We start from the raw sequence: 17,800 nt of genomic DNA, 5'->3' as shown, positions 1-17,800 counted from the left end.
ATTAGAGAGACCGTCTTAGTATTTCCAAGCCCTCGTCAACGGTGGCAAGATCGATGTTCAACGCAGGAAACATCGTAAAGCCTTGTTCACCTTCAGATAAAATAAGTCCTTCTTCTTTGGCTTTATCAACGATTTTTTCACCGTAGTCTTCATCTTCGAAACTGACTCCGATGGCAAGTCCAAGATAAGAAAAGCGGGGCTCTTCTTTGAAGTCCATCTGAGACATTTGATCGACAATATAGTGACCCATTTCTTGTGTATTAGTCTCAAGGAAATCCCGATTTTCGGAATAATAAGAAAGTGTCGCAAGAGCTGCCTCCACACTGCGTGGATGCCAACCATAGGTTGAGTAATAACTTGTCTCGTATCGCATGGCCTGAGAAAGCTCGTCACTCATAAGGACTGCACCCATCGGAGCAAAACCTCCGGTGATGGCTTTTCCTAAAGTCAGGATATCTGGTTGGAGATGGAAGTGCTCACAGGCAAACATTTTTCCAGTTCGGCCAAAGCCCGTAGCGACTTCGTCAATAATTAATACTGTCCCAGATTTTTTGCAGGCCTCTTGAATAATATCAAAAAAATTTTGGCTCGGTACCATAGCTCCGCGATTGCAAATCACGGGCTCCATGATAAGAGCCGCGATATCTCGCTTCTTAAGGCGTAAAGCAACACGCTCGGCTGATTTTTCGTCAAGAGGAGGTTTAATTCGGTAAGCGCTGAAGTGGTTTTTATACCATTTGCCGTATTCCGGTGAACCAATACTGCGTGTGCAGATGGAGTCTCCGTGGTAGCCATCTTCTAAAGATATAAATTTTTGCCTCTCGGTAAATGACATTGCAGCTTGCAATGCAATTTCAACAGATTCTGTTCCGCCTGTAGAACGAAAACTTTTCTTAAGTTTTTTTGGCGCTAAACTTTCTAATTCACGGGCGTACTCCACCCAGGGCTTATAGAGTTGGTGGGGAGAGACATAATCAGGACCCTTAAAATTTTGAATTTTCTTTTTTATGTTCTCATTGTCCCAGCCAAAACTACCCACACACCAACCCATAACGAAATCGACGTACTTTTTGCCTCGACGAGAATAAAGATAACTTCCCTTTTGTTGGGCAACTTCGATTTCATCTGGTTCGCTATCTCTTCCAATATATTTTTTATCGATATTAATAGTTTTCATGCAGGGAACGATAACAAAGGTTTAGCTAACTTCGTAACAGCGTAATGGCTGGTTCTTGGCACACGGACAGGCTTGACTGGGACATATCGATCCAAGTCTTCAGATGAAAATCATATTTTTTCTTACTCGTTGGAAATCCAATGAAGAATGTGTGAACTGAAATAATCATCTTTAAATTTCATCGTCTCCCAAGTAGGTGCTCTGTTTAAATCAGAAAAATTTTCGCGATTTAGGCATAAACCAATAAGCGACCAAGGGATTCTCACGTTTTTCAGAGGGGAAAATGCATTCTGAAAACGCTGCATTTGGGCAGCGTTTTATATGCTCCTTAACCAGTCTTTGATTAAGTACCGAGGACTTCCTCCGATATGAATGTGATGAAAGATTTGGTATGTTCCTCGTTACGACATTTCATAGTTCTCTTGGGAATTCTTAATCTCCTCGCTTGTACATTAGAAACCAAACTCTTCAAAGGCACTCAAGCTTCATCTACGCCGACGTTATCAATCACAGGACCGGCTATTGCTTCTGGCGATAGCACCGCAAACTTCGTCTATACAGTACATTACTCAGATGTCTCGACTGTGACGTTAGCAGACGCCGATATCACCTTAGGTGGCACTGATTCAGCAGGTTGTTCTGCGGTTGTTACAGGTACTGGAACTGCCACCCGAACTGTCACCGTCACAGGTTGCACAGGCGATGGCACCGTGAATATTTCTGTTGCTGCCAATTCCGCGACAGATTCAAAGGGTGCCCCGACATCTGCTGTTGGACCTTCTGCGAATGCGAATGCGCGAAATTCATTTATTGCTACTTTCGACACGACAAAGGCGGGTACATCCGCCAACAATCAAGTGAGCCTCGCCTTCGCTCAGTGGTGGGCTTTAAATGTTACGATCGATTGGGGAGATGGAACCGCTGTCACAACCATTAATGAAGCGAGTTGGGTGAATGATGGCCGTGAAATTCACACCTACGCAACTCCCGGAGTTTACGACATCAAAATCCGCGGAACGATCACCAGTATGAAGATCAACGATGCTGGTGATGGTTTAAAAATCGTCGACGTGAAACAGTGGGGACCGAATGTTTGGGCGACGATGGAGATGATGTTTGCTGGCTGTGAGAATGTCCAAATCTCTGCCCCTGATGCGCCCAACTTGACTGTGGCCACAAATTTAGTAGCGATGTTTTCGGGAGCAAAAGCATTTAACGGCGATATTGCACATTGGGACACATCTCACGTGACTGATATGCAATCGATGTTTCAAGGGGCCACAGCCTTCAATAAGCCTCTGAGTGGTTGGGATGTTTCAAGTGTGACGGATTTTAGTTCGATGTTTGCCGATGCCGATAGTTTCAATCAAGATATCAATAGCTGGGATACGTCCAGTGTCACGGATATGAGTTATATGTTCTATGATGCCAGAGACTTCAACCAACCTCTTGGCAGTTGGAATACTTCAAATGTGACCAATATGAATAGCATGTTCAGTAGTACGACTTCGTTCAATCAGCCGATCGGAAATTGGGTGACTTCGAGCGTGACCAATATGTCGTCGATGTTCCGAACGTCTTTGGCCTTTAATCAGCCAATTAACGCGTCGACGGGTGGTCGTTGGGACACGTCGAATGTCACGACGATGATGGGAATGTTTGAAGGTGCAGCCGCATTCAATCAAGATATCGGTGATTGGGATACTTCCAGTGTGACCAGTCTAAGGGAAATGTTCAGAAATAATTTGATTTTCAATGGATCGTTAGCCAATTGGAAAACGGGGAATGTGACAGACATGAGTAGCATGTTTGCAGGAGCTACGGCTTTCAATAAACCGATTCACACACAGGCTGGTGGTATATGGAATACATCAAGTGTGACAAATATGAGTCTGATGTTTGCTGGTGCGACTTTATTTAATCAAAATATTGCATCGTGGAATACGGCGAGCGTGACGAATATGGATGATATGTTCAGTCAGGCGATAACATTTAATCAAGACTTAAGTTCATGGAACGTCGGCAGTGTTGTCACTTATATCAATTACGATTCCGGAGCGGCCGCTTGGGATCCTGCTAACAAACCGCCGCTTCCATAGATATTAGTATTTAGCTGTTAAGACGAGTTCTTGCTCAATCCACTCATAAGAGGAAAGAATAAATCTTTTCTGAGTGAGGGTGAGGCGAGTACAGCTGGCACCGATCACCCCAAAAGCTTCTCCGATATATTCAAGACCCGTGTTTCGAGTCATTGTGCTCAGAGTGCAAGTGCCGTCAAATCTTGGGATCGCACCGCAGGTAATGAAGAGGCCTCGCGAAACACCAGGGCCACCAGGCAAAGTTAAGAAATGGACGGAAACGTCCTCCTCGTTCAAAGTGAGATTGATGTGGCCGGTGTCAGGAATCAATGCAAACGTTCCATTGCGATTGCGATCGTAAAGTTTAACGTTATTGCTGTTTTGAACTTCCCACTTATCACAGTCGCTGATGTGATTGCAGTGGCGTACGCGTGTGTGAATTTTGAACTCAGCAATTCGCGTATCTCCGTATGCTGGTTTTCCCAATTTTCGAGCTTCTTCGAGGGACATTTGCGGTCCAATACAGCTGGCTGGATTAAAAGGATCATTTGCGCTGCTCGCAGATTTTTTAACGGCTAGCTTTTTAACAATCGAACTTTCAAGATAACCGGTGATTTGGTTTGAGATCTCGTAGTTGGAGGCTTCGCTTGTATTGACTTCAAATCCAGCAAGGCCCGCGTATTCATGATGAACTAAAACGTATTGGTCTGACTCTGAGGTCGACATGAATTGATTGCGGTTGCATTGAATTTGAACCGAACCATCTACCGCTACAGCAAAATTTCGGCAGGTTTTTTCAACACCGCGAACTAAAATCTGCTGATCAATGCAGCTGACTTTTGCAGTCTCAATTTTTTCAAGCATGCTTTTGTTATATTTTTCAAGTGTGATGTCTTGGGGAAGGCGAAGATCGGCTGAGCCGCCTTTAGTAATCCAAGTTTTCAAATCATCCCGAACAGATGTAAAGCGGTTTTCGCACATGTCACCGCCATTGTCATGATCATAACCGCCGCCACCGGCGTAAGACTGAGGCGCTACCAAACAAGAAAGAATCAAGAGAGCAAAAATCAGTTTCATTTTAAGTTTTCCAGAGGTGATTTGTGAGTAAGAGGGAAGAGTTGAATGTTCAGACGATACACATCGTCGGCTTCGCCTTGTTCAAGAAGTTCAGAAAGATCATGACGGAATTGTCGAATGAGTTCTTTCGCTTTTGGTAAATTTTTGGAAGACACCACCATCGTACGTCCCGTGATATCGCGTTCTTCAACTGAGAATTCTGACAAAGCACTTTTGGCTTTATCAATGTATTGAAGATGCGCTTCACGCAAAGCAGGGCTTGGAATTCCACGAGACGTCGCCAAGCTTTTCTGCGTGACCTTAAAGTTGTGACCTTGTCTTTCGATAAGATTCACATTTTCTAAGTTAGAAAGGGCGCGGAGTACTTTTGCCTGCTGCAGGCCCAGAGCTTTGGCGATATCGCCAGGGGCGTGCTTGGCTTTACGAAGTTGCAGATACGCTAAGATTGCGTAGTGTTCCCAATCTTGGATGATGCTCAGAACGTCTTCATCTAGCATCAGTGGTGGAGCCACTTCAGCCTCATTCGAGGGTGGAGTGATTATTTCGGAAAATAACCTCTTTTTTTCCATCGCAGAAAGCGGCAGCTTCTTCATGATGTGAGCCAGCACTTTGCTTCCGACTGCTCGGCGTTCATTCAAAATACTGGACAGTGTTCCTGAGTGAATTTCCAAGTCTCTCGCGAAAGCTCGGAGTGAATACTTTGGATTGGCGTGAGTACGACGCTCGAACTCTTGGAGAAGGTATTTTCGCAACATGGGGATCTTTTTTGCAGCACCCTAGAGGTGAGTCAATTAAGATGCGCTGCAAGTGACCCAATATGCTGCAAAATTGCCGCAAACAAGCAATACTACCAGTTTTTTCTGGTTCTATTTGCGGTAGGTGATAACAATCTGACCCGAGCCGCCACTGCGTGAACCGGGGCCTGCGGTGCCGCCATTGTTTCCTCCGTGGGAACCAGCGCCGCCACCGGGCACGCCACCAGCTCCGCCCATCGCACCTGCTCCTGTTCCGGAGTGAGCACCGCCACCACCGCCACCGCCACCACCATACTTGTGAGAAGTGCCATCAGTACCTGCGACGGGGGTTCCGCTCTTGGCTCCACCAGTTCCACCAGCACCGCCTTTATTTGCGGAGCCGCCGTTACCAGCAACAGAAACAGTCGTATCAGTTCCATTCGCTCCAGCGCCAGCAGGGGAACCGGATGCACCACCTCCAGCTCCAGAGGTATCAGCAGGTGTATTGCCGCCATTACCTCCAGCGAAAACGACGTCGCCAATGCTCGTGGCACTTGCTCCACCAGCTCCGCCTAACCAGTTTGTGCTATCTTGAACAGAACCTTTGCCACCTTTTGCTCGCACCGTGGTGGTATTGACGAACCATGTATCGCCACCATCAACGCCCTGACCTGAAGCCGGCGAAGTGCCACCAGCTCCAATCGAATAACTGATGCTCGCACCGGGGGTGACTGAGAGATTTACTTTTTTCGCATAAGCGCCACCACCACCGCCACCAAAGCTTGTGCCCCAAGAAGAGCCTGCAGCGCCACCGCCGCCGCCCCAGCATTCGACGGAAGACAGTTTTGTTACTCCAGCAGGGACGGTCCAACTCGTTCCCGAAGTCAGGGTGACCACTGTCGGTCGGCGAGTCAGTGCATAAGACCGCAGCGTTGCTTCAGCATTTGCAGTGTAAAGAAAGAATGCAGCCACAAAGAGAGGGGTAATCAGTCTTGATGCAGTTTCGAAGCGAAAATTCATAAACCACCTTAGATCGATGTCGTTCAGTCCATCGAGAAGTTATCAATTTGATACTCTCAATGAATTTAATAGGGGTACTAACTATAACGCACTGCTGGAGCTATAAAGCGCTGCTCTGATGCAGCAGTTTGAGACGCCGAAAGCTTCAGCACACGACTGATACTGACGATGAAGTCGACACTTGTCGTGATAGCGAATTCATCGACAGCTTATTTGGATTTTATGTCGTCGCTGCGGAAGTGCAGCGTTTCGTAAAAGCCGGAAATTTTTCGCCCAGAAAAAAGGGTTGTTCCGAAGTAGACTTAAATTACGCAGTGCGAGATCCGATAAGGGGAGACGATGAGAATCACAAATATCATACCCAAAATCTTTTCTGTACGTGGTGCTCTTTGCATACTCATGATTCCGCTTATTCTTTTTTTTCAAAACTGTGGAGGCGTCTCTCCATCCTTGTTAACAAGTCGTACACCTGACTCGGAACCTACCAGTGAACAGATTTTGGACGGTAAAGCTTTGTACACCCAAAACTGTGCTTCCTGTCACGGACCAGTTGAGGCCTCAGCGAAGCGCACACGTTCCGCAACGCAAATCACTTTAGCGATCAATAACCAAATGGAGATGAGAGCGATTCGTCTTACGCAAGCAGAGATTGAGTTGATTGCGCAAGTTTTGAATCCAACGGTTAATAATCCTCCGCCAGTAACAAATGAAGAGAATCGCCAAGAGTTTGCTTGTACTCCGGGGCAAATGCAAAAAACACCGTTAGTGAAACTTACGAACCGTGAGTTTAAAAATGCCTTGTTCCTTTTGCTCGATGGTTTTTCAACATCACTCAAAAACGATGCGACTCTTTTGTCAGCAATTGATGCTTTACCTTCCGATGTCGCAACGGAAAATCGCGATACATTAAAAGAACAATCTCTTTTAATCACAGCTCCTATTTCAAATGCTTTGTTCAACGTCGCTTACAGAGCAGGCGAGTTGGTGTCAGGTGCAACGACTGGTTTGCAAAACTATCCAAACACCAGTCAGTGTTTAAGTGCTGCGACAGTCACTCAAGCTTGTCATCAATCCTTTGTTCGCGAGTTGGGAAGCCGTGCCTTCCGTCGTCAATTGTCGACGACAGAGGGTAATGCGGTTGCCGCGCGCATCTGGGATAGCACGCTTTCAAAAACTGATTTGCTTAAATCGACGGTTGCTGCAATCGCGATCATGCCAGACTTTATTTATAAAATTTATGACAAAGGAACTCCGATTGCGAGCGGTTCGACTGTGCTCAGTTTGACGGCGCACGAGCTTGCAACGAAAATGGCGTTCTTCTTAACGGGAGCTCCAGCTGATGCGACTTTAAAAGCTCTTGCGGATAGTGGTCAAATTTTGAATGACACTGTTATCAGTGAACAAGTTGATCGTCTTTTAACTCTCCCGGGAGCTAAAGACATGATTCGTCGTTTTTTCCGTGAGTCTTACGGCTATGATGTTTACGATCGCTTGCAGTACGATTCTGCATTTATCGGCGGTATCAACACAACTGGCTTAGCAGATGTTATGAATGCTGAGCTTGATAACTATTTCGTTGAAGTGGTTCTCAATCAATCAGGTAGTTTTTTGGATGTGATGACGTCGCGTTATACGAATGCAACCGACGCGCGCTTGGGAACTATTTACGGTTTAAGTAGCGCAACAAATACTCTGCCAATGGAACGATCTGGTTTCTTGAATCGTGCTTCAATGCTGACAAAACGTTCGGGTTTCACAGCATCTCCGATCAAACGTGGTTTGCACGTGATCGAGCATGTTCTGTGTCAGGATATTGGTTTGCCACCTCCAAGCGCTCCGACGTCATTGCCAGTGGTGACTGAAGAAGTCATCACGACTCGTTTGAGAACGGCAAAAACAACTGAGGTTGCAGGAACTTCGTGCGCTCAATGTCACGGACGATTCAATCAGCTTGGTTATGCTCTTGAGAACTTCGATAGTTTCGGTCGTTATCGCACGGTTGAAACGGTTTACAAGGACTCAACAGCAGTTGGGCAAATCGCCGTAGATTCTAGTTACAACACTTCAGAGATCAACGGTAAGTCGGCGCTGTCAGGGACAGGTCCTCGTCAATTCGTGGAGCATCTCGGAAACAGCGATCGCGCGATGATGTGTTTTGTGAAGCATTTAAAACGCTTCGAAGCTCGCGTGCCTGCTGATGCGACAGCAAACTGCCAAATGAATCAAAGTTTAAAAACAATGTACGGAAACAACGCCACTCAAGGCTCAATCGTGGGCGCGATTAAGAGCTTGGTTCTGTCACCAGAATTCAGACGTTGGAACAACTAAGGGGAAGTTATGTCAATGTACTATTGTAAAAAATCTCGCCGTCAGTTTTTAATTGGTGCCGGAAAAACCATGCTGGCGCTTCCTCTATTACCAAGCTTGATGCCAGTTGAGGCTTTTGCGCAATCGACTGAAGCTCCAAGAAGACTGATGATGTTCTGGTTTGACCACAACAACTTAAATCTTATGTGGCCTCAAAAAAGTGCAGCAGTCACACCGATTGGAACAAGTGGAGCAAAAGAAGTTTTGCTTCGTAATCTAGGTTCCACAAGCGCCTTTAGTACAGTGCTTAATAACGCCCGCTATGAATCATTGAAGAATGCCGATCAGCTTTCAATCATTCGCGGTCTTGATGCTTCCATTGTGTTTGGTTCTTCACACGGGAATTTTCCATTAGCTCAGGCGATGGATCGAAACTCCGAAGGTGCTTATCCAACAATTGATACAGTGCTTGAGGCTTCGAAAACTTTGTATCCGGATTCAACTCCAGCGACGGTGCGTAAAGCAATTCGCGTGGATTTGTTGGGTGCGGGTGGTTTGTTTTATCAAAAAGTGGGGAGCAGTGTGCAAGTTGTTCCTGGATACAACTCGACGGGACTTACAAAGTTCTATAATGAAGTATTCAGCGGCTTGACCGGTGGAACGACAACACCTGCTGATAACACCAATCAACTTAAATCGAATATCTTAAATAGAGTCTTTGGTGCATATACCGACTTTAAAAACAGTCGCAGAATTTCAGCAGACGATAAGGCTCGTTTAGATCAACACATGGGTTATATATCTGATTTACAAAAATCCTTGTCGGCGGCGGTACCACCGTCATCACCGACATGCACAAAACCCAATGCGCCAGGGTCGCCTGTTGATCCTGCGGTGTACAACGCTCTTTATTTGGATTTACTTGCGCAAGCATTTAAGTGCGGTTTGACTAAAGTGGGTGTGATGGCTTTTGAAGGTCATGATCCGCAGTGGATCCCAGGTCTCAGTGGCTTAGGAACAAATGTGCACGATGCTATGCATGGCGGTGTTGGTAATGCAAAACAACAACAGGCTTACGAAGTTTGGTGGAGATACTTCACAAACTTAATCGCCGATCGTTTCCTTGCGCCACTTGATGTGCAAGAGGCGAACACTGGAAAGACATATATCGAAAATATGCTCACTGCGATGTTATGCGCAGGTGGCTTGCAAGATCTTGGCGGCGACAATGCGCATATGGGTCTTGATAATCAGCAGGTTCTTATCGGAAGCATGGGGGGACGCCTGCGCTCAGGCCGTTACACTTTGATGCCTCTTGGAAATAACAAGTGGGAAGCCTTAAATACTCCTTACAACTGTTTCTTACTCACACTCTTGCAATTGATGGGAGTTCCGCCTGCTGAGTATGCCTTTGCAACTCCAGATGGAAAAGGCTTTGGTTACTACGGCGGGTTTAGAGCGGATCATCCATTGAAATCACGATTCTACTCACCGATTACTGAGATCCTCACTTAATGAACATTCTCAGGGGGAAAAACTTCATGCGTCGTCTTAAGAAAGCCATCATCATAGTGAGTTTTTTGCCTTTCTTGTTTTTTTTCACAAACTGCTCAAGCGGCGGCTTTGATGTTGCTTCTATTGAACAACCTTCAACAGAAAATTCATCGGGTGCGACGCCAAATCCGTCGCCATCGCCTTCGCCAACTGTTTCACCGTCACCATCACCTTCGCCAAGTCCTTCTCCGTCTCCAACAGTATCACCTTCACCAAGTCCGTCGCCTTCGCCAACTGTACCGCCGGTAACAAGCGGGAAGGTGTCAGCGATGTTAGCGGTCGGTCACCAAGCACGCACCACACTTTCGTGTGATGGTGGTCGTAGCTGGATTTACGATCGTTCTGATAATGCGACCGTTCGTTGTTATGAAAACAACGTTGATTGTGATCACACGCCAGTTTCAGCTATGGGCGGGGTTGCTACATTTGCGAATGGATATTTTTATACCCAATATGGCTGGGGTTATGACGGCACGATTCGTCGTAGTGCTGATGGATATAACTGGCAAACTATTCGCACAGGTGATTGGGCGGGGGGCCTAGGCTCGAACGGCAATCGTGTGTTTTCTTTGTGGAATGATTGGACTTACTCCAATGACAACGGAGCGACTTGGGTCAAGAGTACGAAAAGTTTTTCTGAGTGGGATATGAATCTTCCACTCATGTCACAAACGGCAACAAAACTTTTTGCCGTGGGTCGCGACGATAAGTCTATTCAAATGGCCATGAGTTCTGATGGTGGTATGAGTTGGGCAACAGTTCCTGGCTTTCAGACTGCATGGGGAGCCAGTTTTGCGGAAAGCTCTTCGGGGATATTAGTTTCATTGGGAACAACAGTTGGGTTGGTTGCTCGGTCAACGGATGGCGGAAAAAATTGGACGACTCATCAAGCTCACAGTGTCGCCAATGCAACCTGGTCATCGCCATTGTTATATAATGGAACACAGTTCGTTGCGTTTGCTGGGGGCAAGAAGTACACGAGTACGGATGGTATCACCTGGGCGCCAACGACGATGGTGAACGCGCCTGGAGCCGGTCCTGCAGCTTATAATCCGGTTACAAAAACCTATTCGGTGATACAAAACGAATGGAACAACTATTACGCCAAACAAAAAGCCTGGGTGAGTACCGACGGTACAACTTGGACTGTTTTATCATCGACCCAGTTTAAAGGCGGCCATCCTCTTATCCGCATCGTCATCGGCGAAGTCGACAAGAGCGTGTGCCCGTAAGAATTAATTCTTTCGTCTAGTCTTCGCGATTGGGGAGCTGCGTTTTGCAGCAATGTGTTCGACAGGTCGTTCTTAAGATCTTATTCTTAAAGAAGAGCGACCTTAATACGTAGCACATTGGAGCAAGCAACCTTATGGGTAAAACAGCTGCCACTTCAAAAGCCTCAAGAAAAAACCAAACGACAATCCCGGCTCGAGTTCGTAAAGCTCTGAAAATCGCCAAAGGCGACACACTTCTTTGGACCATTGAAGGTGACGAAGTGTCGATTCGTATCATGAATAAGGTCCATGTCGATTGGACAAAAACATCCGAAATGTCTCTTCTAGAATGGAACTCCGAGGAAGAAGAAGGCACCGACGCCGGCCTCTAGCGGCAAATTGAAACAAATGCTGTCCAAAATCCTGACAGTGTCTTTCTGAAGGGAATCTCGCTATAGTGAGGTCCCTTTGGAGTTTTTATGAAATCCCTCATTCTCGTTTTTATGATCTTTAATTTCGCGAGCCTAGCGCGCGCGGAGTGGGTGCATACAACTTTAGATTCTCGTCACGCGGATCAATGGGTTTATGTGACAGATGATTCTAGTAAGGCGGATTGCTGGGTTTATGAAACGGGCAGTATAAAGAGAGCTGATAAAGTCGTTTACCTGACTTCAGATAACTACAACGCAAAGTGGGTTTATTTTACCGATAATCCCAATGCTGTTTCTCCACGCGGTTGCCTTGAGAAATAACTAAAAAGCCCACTCGAGAGTGGGCTTTTTTTAGGTTAGTTGACCTTTTTTTCTTTTTTCTGAGCTCGCTCATCGCGACGTGCCTGCTTTTTTTCGTCACGTTTTTGCTTACGCTCTTCCTTTCTTGCTTCGCGTGCTTCTTTGCGTTCTTTTTTTGCTTCTTGGTCATCTTGACGATGCATTGAAGAAACAGATTGGCCTAGAACTTTTGGTTCAACTCCCAGTTCTTTGGCAATTTTGCCCCATCCCATTTTCTGTTCCGTGCGCATTTTCAAAATCTCTTCCACTGGCTTTCCCGATTCTTTTGCCAGGGCTCCGACCATACTAAATTGAGATTCCGCGATTTTAGAATCTTTCATGGCTTGGATTTGCTCATCTGTGAAACCATATTTCTCTTTAAGAGCCGCGTGGTCACCAGAAGTAGATTCTGGGTTTGTGGCGACAGGCTCTGTCGGCGGAGTCGCTTCTTGCGCATAAGCCGCGAGAGGATTGGCCAGCGTGCAGGCAACAAGTAATATTAAAACCCGTTTGTTCATATAACACTCCTTCGTTAGTAGTTAACGAGAAATTTAGCTAAAATAGTTGTTTCGTTGTAGTCCTGGTAACCACTTAATGATTTTTGCTGATAATTTTGCAGAGAAGCCCCCGCTGTCATGTTCGACGAAAACGCGTAATTTGCGTCGAAGTTAATAAAGACAGCCGAGTATCTTTCTTTTGACGTGTCTTGAGATGTGATCACGCGTCCATTTCTTCGTGTGACTTGAGTTTCTGTTGTCAGATCTCGAGAGAAAAATTGAGTTTGCTTGATCCCGATCTCTCCGCTGAGGCTCCATTTCGAGTTCATCTGGTAGTCTGCTAAACCCGAAATTAGTAAGAAAAAGGAGCTGTACTCGCTGCTTGAAGAGACGGCAAGACCGACTTCTCCTACAGCTTCAAAATAGAGAGTCGGATTCATCTCATATCCAAAAACGGCGTTTTCGGATACAATGTGATCGAGGCGATTGAGGGAATAGTAATTTTTTGCTTCATAGCTTGTGCTGAGGTCGAGTGAGAACCTTTTAAAAACGGTGTAGTTCTTTTCCATAGAAAGAAGTACGCCATAATTGCTAAATGAATCGTCCGTTAACATGGGTTCTCCGTAAACGTATTCTTGGCCTCGCAGCTCAGCTTGACAGGTTTTATCCGTGAAGCATTTGAGCTGATCAAAGAGTCCCCAGCTGAGAAGATCATTCGAGTTCTCTTTGCTATAGTCGCGATATCCAAGCCGCACTCCTAAAGTGTGCTGCTGAAGCGAAAAACTATTTTTCGTACCCAGAGCTAGAAAAAAATCACTTTCTTTATTGGCATCAGATAAAAGGGCGTTGTCGGTCATTCCTTGCTCCACTCTGTTCTTCGATGTCCATTCAGCAAGAACGACGGAAGAGAAGCACAAAATGAAAACCAGGATGAGTCCATGATGTCGGATGTATCGCATAAGGTCTTATTATAGAAAGTTTCGCTGCCATTGAAAGCGGAATGCTAATCTCCAATATAGATCGACCATCGTGAGACGATGCGAATTATGGTCTGAGTTATTCATAGAAGTTGAAATTTTATGTGCATTTTTTTGACAGCTTAAAATTGTATAATACATTAAATTATGGTCTATTGCCCTATGCTCAAAGCGCTACTGTTTGATCTTGATGGAACACTCGTTGATTCGGAACCCCTAAAAGCCGAAGCAATTGCTATGGCTTTTCAAGAGCTAGGCTATAGCGTATCTGCTGACGTCTATAAGGAAGTGATGGGGCAAAGTTGGGAAAACGTACTTAAACACTTTTGTGAAAAGGCTCGTGCCCAAATTACAGAGGCCGAATTCAATGCGATTTTTAGAAATCATTACCAAAAGCTGATTTCTGAGAAGGTTCAGATGAAGTCCGACCTTGTGGGATTTTTGGATTTTGCAATGTCCTTGAACCTACAAATGGCGGTTGTGAGTTCGGCATCGAGCTGGATGGTTGATGGGATCCTCTCAAAACTTTCGTTGGACAAGTACTTTTCATTGGTGATCACACAACAAGATGTAAGCAAACACAAACCTGATCCTGAAGCCTATCTTGTTGCTCTTCAGAAATTGGGGATCACGGCTGATGAAGCTCTGGTCTTTGAGGATTCCGAGGCGGGCGTTCAGGCAGCAAAGGCAGCAGGCTGTCAATGCATCGCCATTCGCCATAACTTTAACGAACGTCACCAATTTTCGCACGCTTTGAAAGTTCTCAATTCCTTTGAAGCGGCTGAGTCAATCGTCGCCGCTTTCAAAAAATAGAAGTAAGCATTTTTTAATAAGCTACTCAGTCCACATCATGCCATGAGGACCTTTACCACCCATCGGACATCCTTCTTTGCCCATTTTCTGGCAAGAGGATTTCATCTCAGCGCGACAGTCAGTCATCGATTTGTTGGATCTTAAGCAAGTTGCCATGTTCTCATGCATGGTGGCCATGTTTTCACGTTGCACAGATGTCCACTCGGGGGCCGTGGACGGAGAGGATTTTTTTGATTTGTCAGTTCCCTCAACGGCATGAGTTTGAAGGCTTAGAAGTAGAAAAAATGTAGCTATGAGCACTGTTTTCATAAAATTTCTCCTTAAGTACAATGCTCAGGATACAGGTTTAAAAAGGAAAGCGTTTTATGGGTCGCCTGAGCTAATACAGAGCGAGACTTATGGCGATTGATTGCATCCTGTTAAAAGTCTTCGAAAACTTATCGCCATTATGGCCGCCTTCAGAAGCTTCTACATTTCATTTAAAAAATAACAAATGCGATTTGGGCCGTCTATCAACGAGGCAGTGTGCAACGAATGGGCGCTTTGGTTTTTTCCTATAGAATACCGGATTTTAGTAGTTGGACCTGTCTAAGGCGTGACTTTGCATTGGGTTCTAAGTGATGTGCCTTGGTCTTATTTCGCAGCTGGTGTTGGCATCAGGTCTGCATAATTTAAAGAATGAATAGATTGAGGCAGTGCTCTATGTGAGTAAGGTTGCTGTGTACCTTACGTCTGCAGACACTGTTGCGGGGGAATGCCCTTAGTCATTCCCGATAAACTGACTAAGGAAAAGGGCTGTGATTTTGTCGCAGCCCTTTTATATTTCAACAAGCTAAGAAAGGTCTTCGTGCTTTTCTGTGTTGAAGGCTTTGCGACCACCACGATTTACGAGCGTATCGGGGTACGATGACGTAATAAGAGCATGGGCAAGATCAGCACAGCGCTGAGTGAGGTCGCAGGCGGCTTCCGCGAGTGTTTCATTCCTTTGCACGTAACGAACATTGTATTCCATGTTCTCCATGCTCCAACCAAGTGAGTGCGCAATAAACGGAAATGGTGGAAGGTGAAACCCCAGTTCAGAAAAAAATCCCATCATATGCCCAGCCACGGACTGCACGTTGTCCTGGCCTCCCGTGATAATAAACCCAGCGACTTTATTATGAATCAGTTGATTGTTATGTGTGGTGATTTGATTTTGAATGCAGTTGAGCCGCTCGACCATTTTAAAATAGAGCGAACTGGCAGAGCCCCAACGAATGGGCGTGGAAATTAAAATCACATCTGCCCAATGAACTAAATCTTCATAAACCTGATCGAGCTGATCTGTGGGATCAATTTGCGTGATAGAGCAGGGCCAAATGCAGGCGTGAGCATTTTTAGAATAAAACCCCTCACAGTGGCGAAAATTTAAGTCACGTAGTTTTAGTAAATGCGTATCATAAGACTTTTCTTGCGCGTGTTTAAGGGCCGCCTCTAATAAAACTTCCGAAGTCGAATAGCGCGGATGTTTAGAATCCATCACTGTCGTTGAAATGCCAGCGATGCGCAGAGGGCCGGGAGCTCGTTCGGGTTTGCGAGCTAGCGGCAAGGGCTCATGAAAGAGTTTATTGGTGGGAGTGACGGGCACGAGATCAATCCACAGCGTGTCGTTTTCAACTTTTAGTTGATAGCTTGCGACCTTGTCGTTTTCATATCCGGGTTCACCTTCTCCGGTCTTGTAGTGGAACTTATAGTAGTGCCACGGACAGACGATATAGTCTCCTTCGATGGTGCCGTCGCCGAGCGGTCCACCGACATGATTGCAAACCCCCGAAACGGCATGAAATTCTCCATCGCGATAACTTAATGCAATTTTAACTTTCGCGATTTCAATTTGTTGAAGTGGTTTTTTCGCAAGGGTCTGCACTGCGCCGACTTTATGCCATGAGTTTTTTGGATTCATAAATCCAAGAATAGCAATTGTGAGAGGGCATGTCGCGTTTCAAGCCCATCATCTGCTTCTGTATTCTAGCAAGGAGATTCGCAGATCAAGGTCTTGGTTTTTTTGTTTCTTGCTGCTGTTATTTTTCAAAATTCTTTCCATATTGTTAGAGGCCGCAAGCAGACACGGTAAAATAAATCATATGGGAGGCCTCTATGACGATCTATGAATTACTCAGACGAGATCACCGACATGTCGATCACCTCTTTAAAAGAATTCAAAAGGCGCTTGATGGACGAGATCTTTCCGAAGTTCCCGAACTCTTTGATGAGTTAAAAGTCGAACTGACAGCTCATTCTAAAGCCGAACAAGAGGTATTCTATCAACCCCTCAAGGTGCTTGCGCAAAGTAAAGAGGGTGAGGAATATACCTGGGAAGGCGAGGAAGAGCATCATGTGATGCGCCTTTTGCTCAACGAGCTGTCTCGCTTGCCATTCCGTAGTGAAGAATGGGCAGCAAAAATTAAAGTCTTAAGCGAAGTTGTCGAGCATCACGTCGAAGAGGAAGAGGGACCTATCTTTAAAGAAGGCAAAAAAGTTTTCTCTGACGAAGAAGCAGAAAAAATCGCCGACTCAATGGAAACACTCAAAGAAATCTATAAAACACAAGTTGACCAAGCTCTGAGTGAAGATTTGGCACTCTTGCAACGTCCAATTGAACATCAGTCTTACCCAAATCAGCTATAGAAGATCTCATCCTCGGGAGGTGGGAGCGAAGGTTTTTGTTCGCTCTCACGTCTTCTCATGGTTTGCATGATGTAACTTACATGCGCCCCTACAAAAATAATCAACGACGAATAATAAACCCAAGCCAGTAAAATAATCACCGAACCGGCAGCACCATAGGATGAACTCAAAAAACTGCTAGCTAAATAGTTTCCGACGAACTCTTTTCCGATGACAAATAAGGCCGAGGTCAAAATAGAAGACTCAGTGGCTTCTCGCCAAGGAATTCGACTCTGTGGTAAAAAGCGAAAGATCACCAAAAAGATCCCGATATAAAGAAAAAATGAAATAGCTGCGTTGATAAAAAATGAAAATTCGCCAAGTGCGGAATGTTCAAAACGCAAGAGGGCCGAGATGGTTGTTGAGACAATTAGGGAGGCGATTAAAATAAAAACAAATCCCAGTGCTAGTCCCATTTGGAAGATGCGACTTTTTAAAAAGACCCAAACATAATGGAAGTAACTCGGATCCGTCGGCGGAGCAGGGTAGGCTTGCAGTATTTCGCTGAAAGCGGAGCGCAGTTCCCCAAAAACAAGACTCGCTGATATCATCAAAGTCACGGCACCGATAAGACCTGAGATCGACATCAAGTCAATGCGTTGTTCCGCGTTGGATAAAATCATGGCGACAGCGTTGGCCCCGGTGGAACCGACAAGTTGTTGCAGCTCATTGATAAATGTCGCCTTTAATGATTCATCAATCATCGGGGAGAGAGCGAGAAATATCACCAGCACAGGAGCAAGTGATAGAGCCGTATAAAATGCCACCGAGGCTGCCCAAGTCGATGTTTTGCAGTCTTGAAAGCGGATAATAAAAAGCTCAAAAAAATGGAGAAGGTCTTTGGTCTTCACCTTCTTAGTTTGTAAAGCCTGGTTTTAG

General features: G+C 45.6%; 17 protein-coding genes. 8 read left to right on the top strand and 9 right to left on the bottom strand.

The genetic code is table 11. The annotated features are described in order from the left end of the window. Nucleotide 1: 1 nt before the first annotated feature. Nucleotides 2-1,177: an aspartate aminotransferase family protein gene (locus ACLWOR_RS18390; RefSeq protein WP_413942306.1), complete on the bottom strand. Its 1,176-nt coding sequence runs from the start codon at nucleotides 1,175-1,177 to the stop codon at nucleotides 2-4. 422 nt (nucleotides 1,178-1,599) lie between these two features. On the opposite strand from ACLWOR_RS18390, the gene ACLWOR_RS18385 reads away from it, so the two are divergent. Further along, the gene (locus tag ACLWOR_RS18385; protein ID WP_413942305.1) at nucleotides 1,600-3,276 is read left to right on the top strand and encodes a BspA family leucine-rich repeat surface protein; all 1,677 of its coding nucleotides are present in this window, start codon (nucleotides 1,600-1,602) and stop codon (nucleotides 3,274-3,276) included. A 3-nt stretch (nucleotides 3,277-3,279) separates the two neighbouring features. Here ACLWOR_RS18385 and ACLWOR_RS18380 read toward each other — a convergent pair whose 3' ends face one another. The 3 genes from ACLWOR_RS18380 to ACLWOR_RS18370 form a co-directional block, all read right to left on the bottom strand. Then, on the bottom strand, nucleotides 3,280-4,332 hold the full coding sequence (locus tag ACLWOR_RS18380) for a hypothetical protein (protein WP_413942304.1): 1,053 nt from the start codon (nucleotides 4,330-4,332) through the stop codon (nucleotides 3,280-3,282). After that, a complete protein-coding gene (locus ACLWOR_RS18375) occupies nucleotides 4,329-5,087 on the bottom strand; it encodes a DUF4423 domain-containing protein (protein ID WP_413942303.1) in 759 nt (252 codons plus the stop codon). The genes ACLWOR_RS18380 and ACLWOR_RS18375 overlap by 4 nt, the downstream gene beginning before the upstream one ends. A 111-nt stretch (nucleotides 5,088-5,198) precedes the next feature. Then, nucleotides 5,199-6,038 carry a glycine-rich domain-containing protein gene (locus tag ACLWOR_RS18370; protein WP_413942302.1) on the bottom strand — a complete coding sequence of 280 codons (840 nt, stop codon included), beginning with the start codon at nucleotides 6,036-6,038 and terminating at the stop codon, nucleotides 5,199-5,201. Between the two features lie 387 nt (nucleotides 6,039-6,425). Here ACLWOR_RS18370 and ACLWOR_RS18365 point away from each other — a divergent pair, with 387 nt between their 5' ends. The 5 genes from ACLWOR_RS18365 to ACLWOR_RS18345 all read left to right on the top strand — a co-directional run bounded on the left by ACLWOR_RS18365 (nucleotide 6,426) and on the right by ACLWOR_RS18345 (nucleotide 11,910). Next, entirely contained in the window at nucleotides 6,426-8,414 is a 1,989-nt protein-coding gene (locus ACLWOR_RS18365; protein WP_413942301.1) for a DUF1588 domain-containing protein, read from the top strand. Nucleotides 8,415-8,423: 9 nt separating this feature from the next. Beyond that, complete coding sequence (locus ACLWOR_RS18360; protein WP_413942299.1) at nucleotides 8,424-9,908, top strand: DUF1552 domain-containing protein; 1,485 nt, start codon at nucleotides 8,424-8,426, stop codon at nucleotides 9,906-9,908. A 26-nt stretch (nucleotides 9,909-9,934) separates the two neighbouring features. After that, complete coding sequence (locus ACLWOR_RS18355; RefSeq protein WP_413942298.1) at nucleotides 9,935-11,179, top strand: hypothetical protein; 1,245 nt, start codon at nucleotides 9,935-9,937, stop codon at nucleotides 11,177-11,179. 134 nt (nucleotides 11,180-11,313) lie between these two features. Beyond that, complete coding sequence (locus ACLWOR_RS18350) at nucleotides 11,314-11,550, top strand: AbrB/MazE/SpoVT family DNA-binding domain-containing protein (RefSeq protein WP_413942297.1); 237 nt, start codon at nucleotides 11,314-11,316, stop codon at nucleotides 11,548-11,550. Nucleotides 11,551-11,637: 87 nt separating this feature from the next. Then, nucleotides 11,638-11,910, top strand: coding sequence for a hypothetical protein (locus tag ACLWOR_RS18345; RefSeq protein WP_413942296.1), 273 nt, complete (start codon nucleotides 11,638-11,640; stop codon nucleotides 11,908-11,910). Nucleotides 11,911-11,945: 35 nt separating this feature from the next. On the opposite strand, the gene ACLWOR_RS18340 is transcribed toward ACLWOR_RS18345, so the two are convergent. Together ACLWOR_RS18340 and ACLWOR_RS18335 are read right to left on the bottom strand one after the other, a co-directional pair. Then, a complete protein-coding gene (locus ACLWOR_RS18340; protein ID WP_413942295.1) occupies nucleotides 11,946-12,446 on the bottom strand; it encodes a hypothetical protein in 501 nt (166 codons plus the stop codon). Between the two features lie 14 nt (nucleotides 12,447-12,460). Beyond that, entirely contained in the window at nucleotides 12,461-13,384 is a 924-nt protein-coding gene (locus ACLWOR_RS18335) for a hypothetical protein (RefSeq protein WP_413942294.1), read from the bottom strand. 180 nt (nucleotides 13,385-13,564) lie between these two features. On the opposite strand from ACLWOR_RS18335, the gene ACLWOR_RS18330 reads away from it, so the two are divergent. Then, nucleotides 13,565-14,215, top strand: a complete 651-nt coding sequence (locus ACLWOR_RS18330; protein ID WP_413942293.1) for an HAD family hydrolase — start codon at nucleotides 13,565-13,567, stop codon at nucleotides 14,213-14,215. 21 nt (nucleotides 14,216-14,236) lie between these two features. Here the strand turns inward: ACLWOR_RS18330 and ACLWOR_RS18325 are convergent, their stop codons facing one another. Both ACLWOR_RS18325 and ACLWOR_RS18320 read right to left on the bottom strand, forming a co-directional pair. Then, on the bottom strand, nucleotides 14,237-14,524 hold the full coding sequence (locus ACLWOR_RS18325; protein WP_413942292.1) for a hypothetical protein: 288 nt from the start codon (nucleotides 14,522-14,524) through the stop codon (nucleotides 14,237-14,239). 523 nt (nucleotides 14,525-15,047) lie between these two features. After that, a complete protein-coding gene (locus ACLWOR_RS18320; RefSeq protein ID WP_413942291.1) occupies nucleotides 15,048-16,157 on the bottom strand; it encodes a Rieske 2Fe-2S domain-containing protein in 1,110 nt (369 codons plus the stop codon). A 194-nt stretch (nucleotides 16,158-16,351) separates the two neighbouring features. Here ACLWOR_RS18320 and ACLWOR_RS18315 point away from each other — a divergent pair, with 194 nt between their 5' ends. Continuing rightward, complete coding sequence (locus ACLWOR_RS18315) at nucleotides 16,352-16,882, top strand: hemerythrin domain-containing protein (RefSeq protein WP_413942290.1); 531 nt, start codon at nucleotides 16,352-16,354, stop codon at nucleotides 16,880-16,882. Here the strand turns inward: ACLWOR_RS18315 and ACLWOR_RS18310 are convergent. Beyond that, nucleotides 16,873-17,772, bottom strand: coding sequence for a YihY/virulence factor BrkB family protein (locus ACLWOR_RS18310; RefSeq protein ID WP_413942289.1), 900 nt, complete (start codon nucleotides 17,770-17,772; stop codon nucleotides 16,873-16,875). The two genes, ACLWOR_RS18315 and ACLWOR_RS18310, sit on opposite strands and share 10 nt — an antisense overlap. Between the last annotated feature and the right edge of the window lie 28 nt (nucleotides 17,773-17,800).

The organism is Bdellovibrio sp. HCB2-146 (assembly GCF_047345725.1).
In the GTDB taxonomy this organism is placed as follows: domain Bacteria; phylum Bdellovibrionota; class Bdellovibrionia; order Bdellovibrionales; family Bdellovibrionaceae; genus Bdellovibrio.
Note: the sequence above shows the minus strand (reverse complement) of the source record. Positions and strands in the feature narration are given on the sequence as shown.

Bases quoted from the DNA above. Each gene is read 5' to 3' on its own strand.
- ACLWOR_RS18390 (WP_413942306.1), bottom strand. From the start codon at position 1,177: ATGAAAACTATTAATATCGATAAAAAATATATTGGAAGAGATAGCGAA.
- ACLWOR_RS18380 (WP_413942304.1), bottom strand. From the start codon at position 4,332: ATGAAACTGATTTTTGCTCTCTTGATTCTTTCTTGTTTGGTAGCGCCT.
- ACLWOR_RS18375 (WP_413942303.1), bottom strand. From the start codon at position 5,087: ATGTTGCGAAAATACCTTCTCCAAGAGTTCGAGCGTCGTACTCACGCC.
- ACLWOR_RS18365 (WP_413942301.1), top strand. From the start codon at position 6,426: ATGAGAATCACAAATATCATACCCAAAATCTTTTCTGTACGTGGTGCT.
- ACLWOR_RS18360 (WP_413942299.1), top strand. From the start codon at position 8,424: ATGTCAATGTACTATTGTAAAAAATCTCGCCGTCAGTTTTTAATTGGT.
- ACLWOR_RS18355 (WP_413942298.1), top strand. From the start codon at position 9,935: ATGCGTCGTCTTAAGAAAGCCATCATCATAGTGAGTTTTTTGCCTTTC.
- ACLWOR_RS18350 (WP_413942297.1), top strand. From the start codon at position 11,314: ATGGGTAAAACAGCTGCCACTTCAAAAGCCTCAAGAAAAAACCAAACG.
- ACLWOR_RS18345 (WP_413942296.1), top strand. From the start codon at position 11,638: ATGAAATCCCTCATTCTCGTTTTTATGATCTTTAATTTCGCGAGCCTA.
- ACLWOR_RS18340 (WP_413942295.1), bottom strand. From the start codon at position 12,446: ATGAACAAACGGGTTTTAATATTACTTGTTGCCTGCACGCTGGCCAAT.
- ACLWOR_RS18335 (WP_413942294.1), bottom strand. From the start codon at position 13,384: ATGCGATACATCCGACATCATGGACTCATCCTGGTTTTCATTTTGTGC.
- ACLWOR_RS18330 (WP_413942293.1), top strand. From the start codon at position 13,565: ATGCTCAAAGCGCTACTGTTTGATCTTGATGGAACACTCGTTGATTCG.
- ACLWOR_RS18325 (WP_413942292.1), bottom strand. From the start codon at position 14,524: ATGAAAACAGTGCTCATAGCTACATTTTTTCTACTTCTAAGCCTTCAA.
- ACLWOR_RS18320 (WP_413942291.1), bottom strand. From the start codon at position 16,157: ATGAATCCAAAAAACTCATGGCATAAAGTCGGCGCAGTGCAGACCCTT.
- ACLWOR_RS18315 (WP_413942290.1), top strand. From the start codon at position 16,352: ATGACGATCTATGAATTACTCAGACGAGATCACCGACATGTCGATCAC.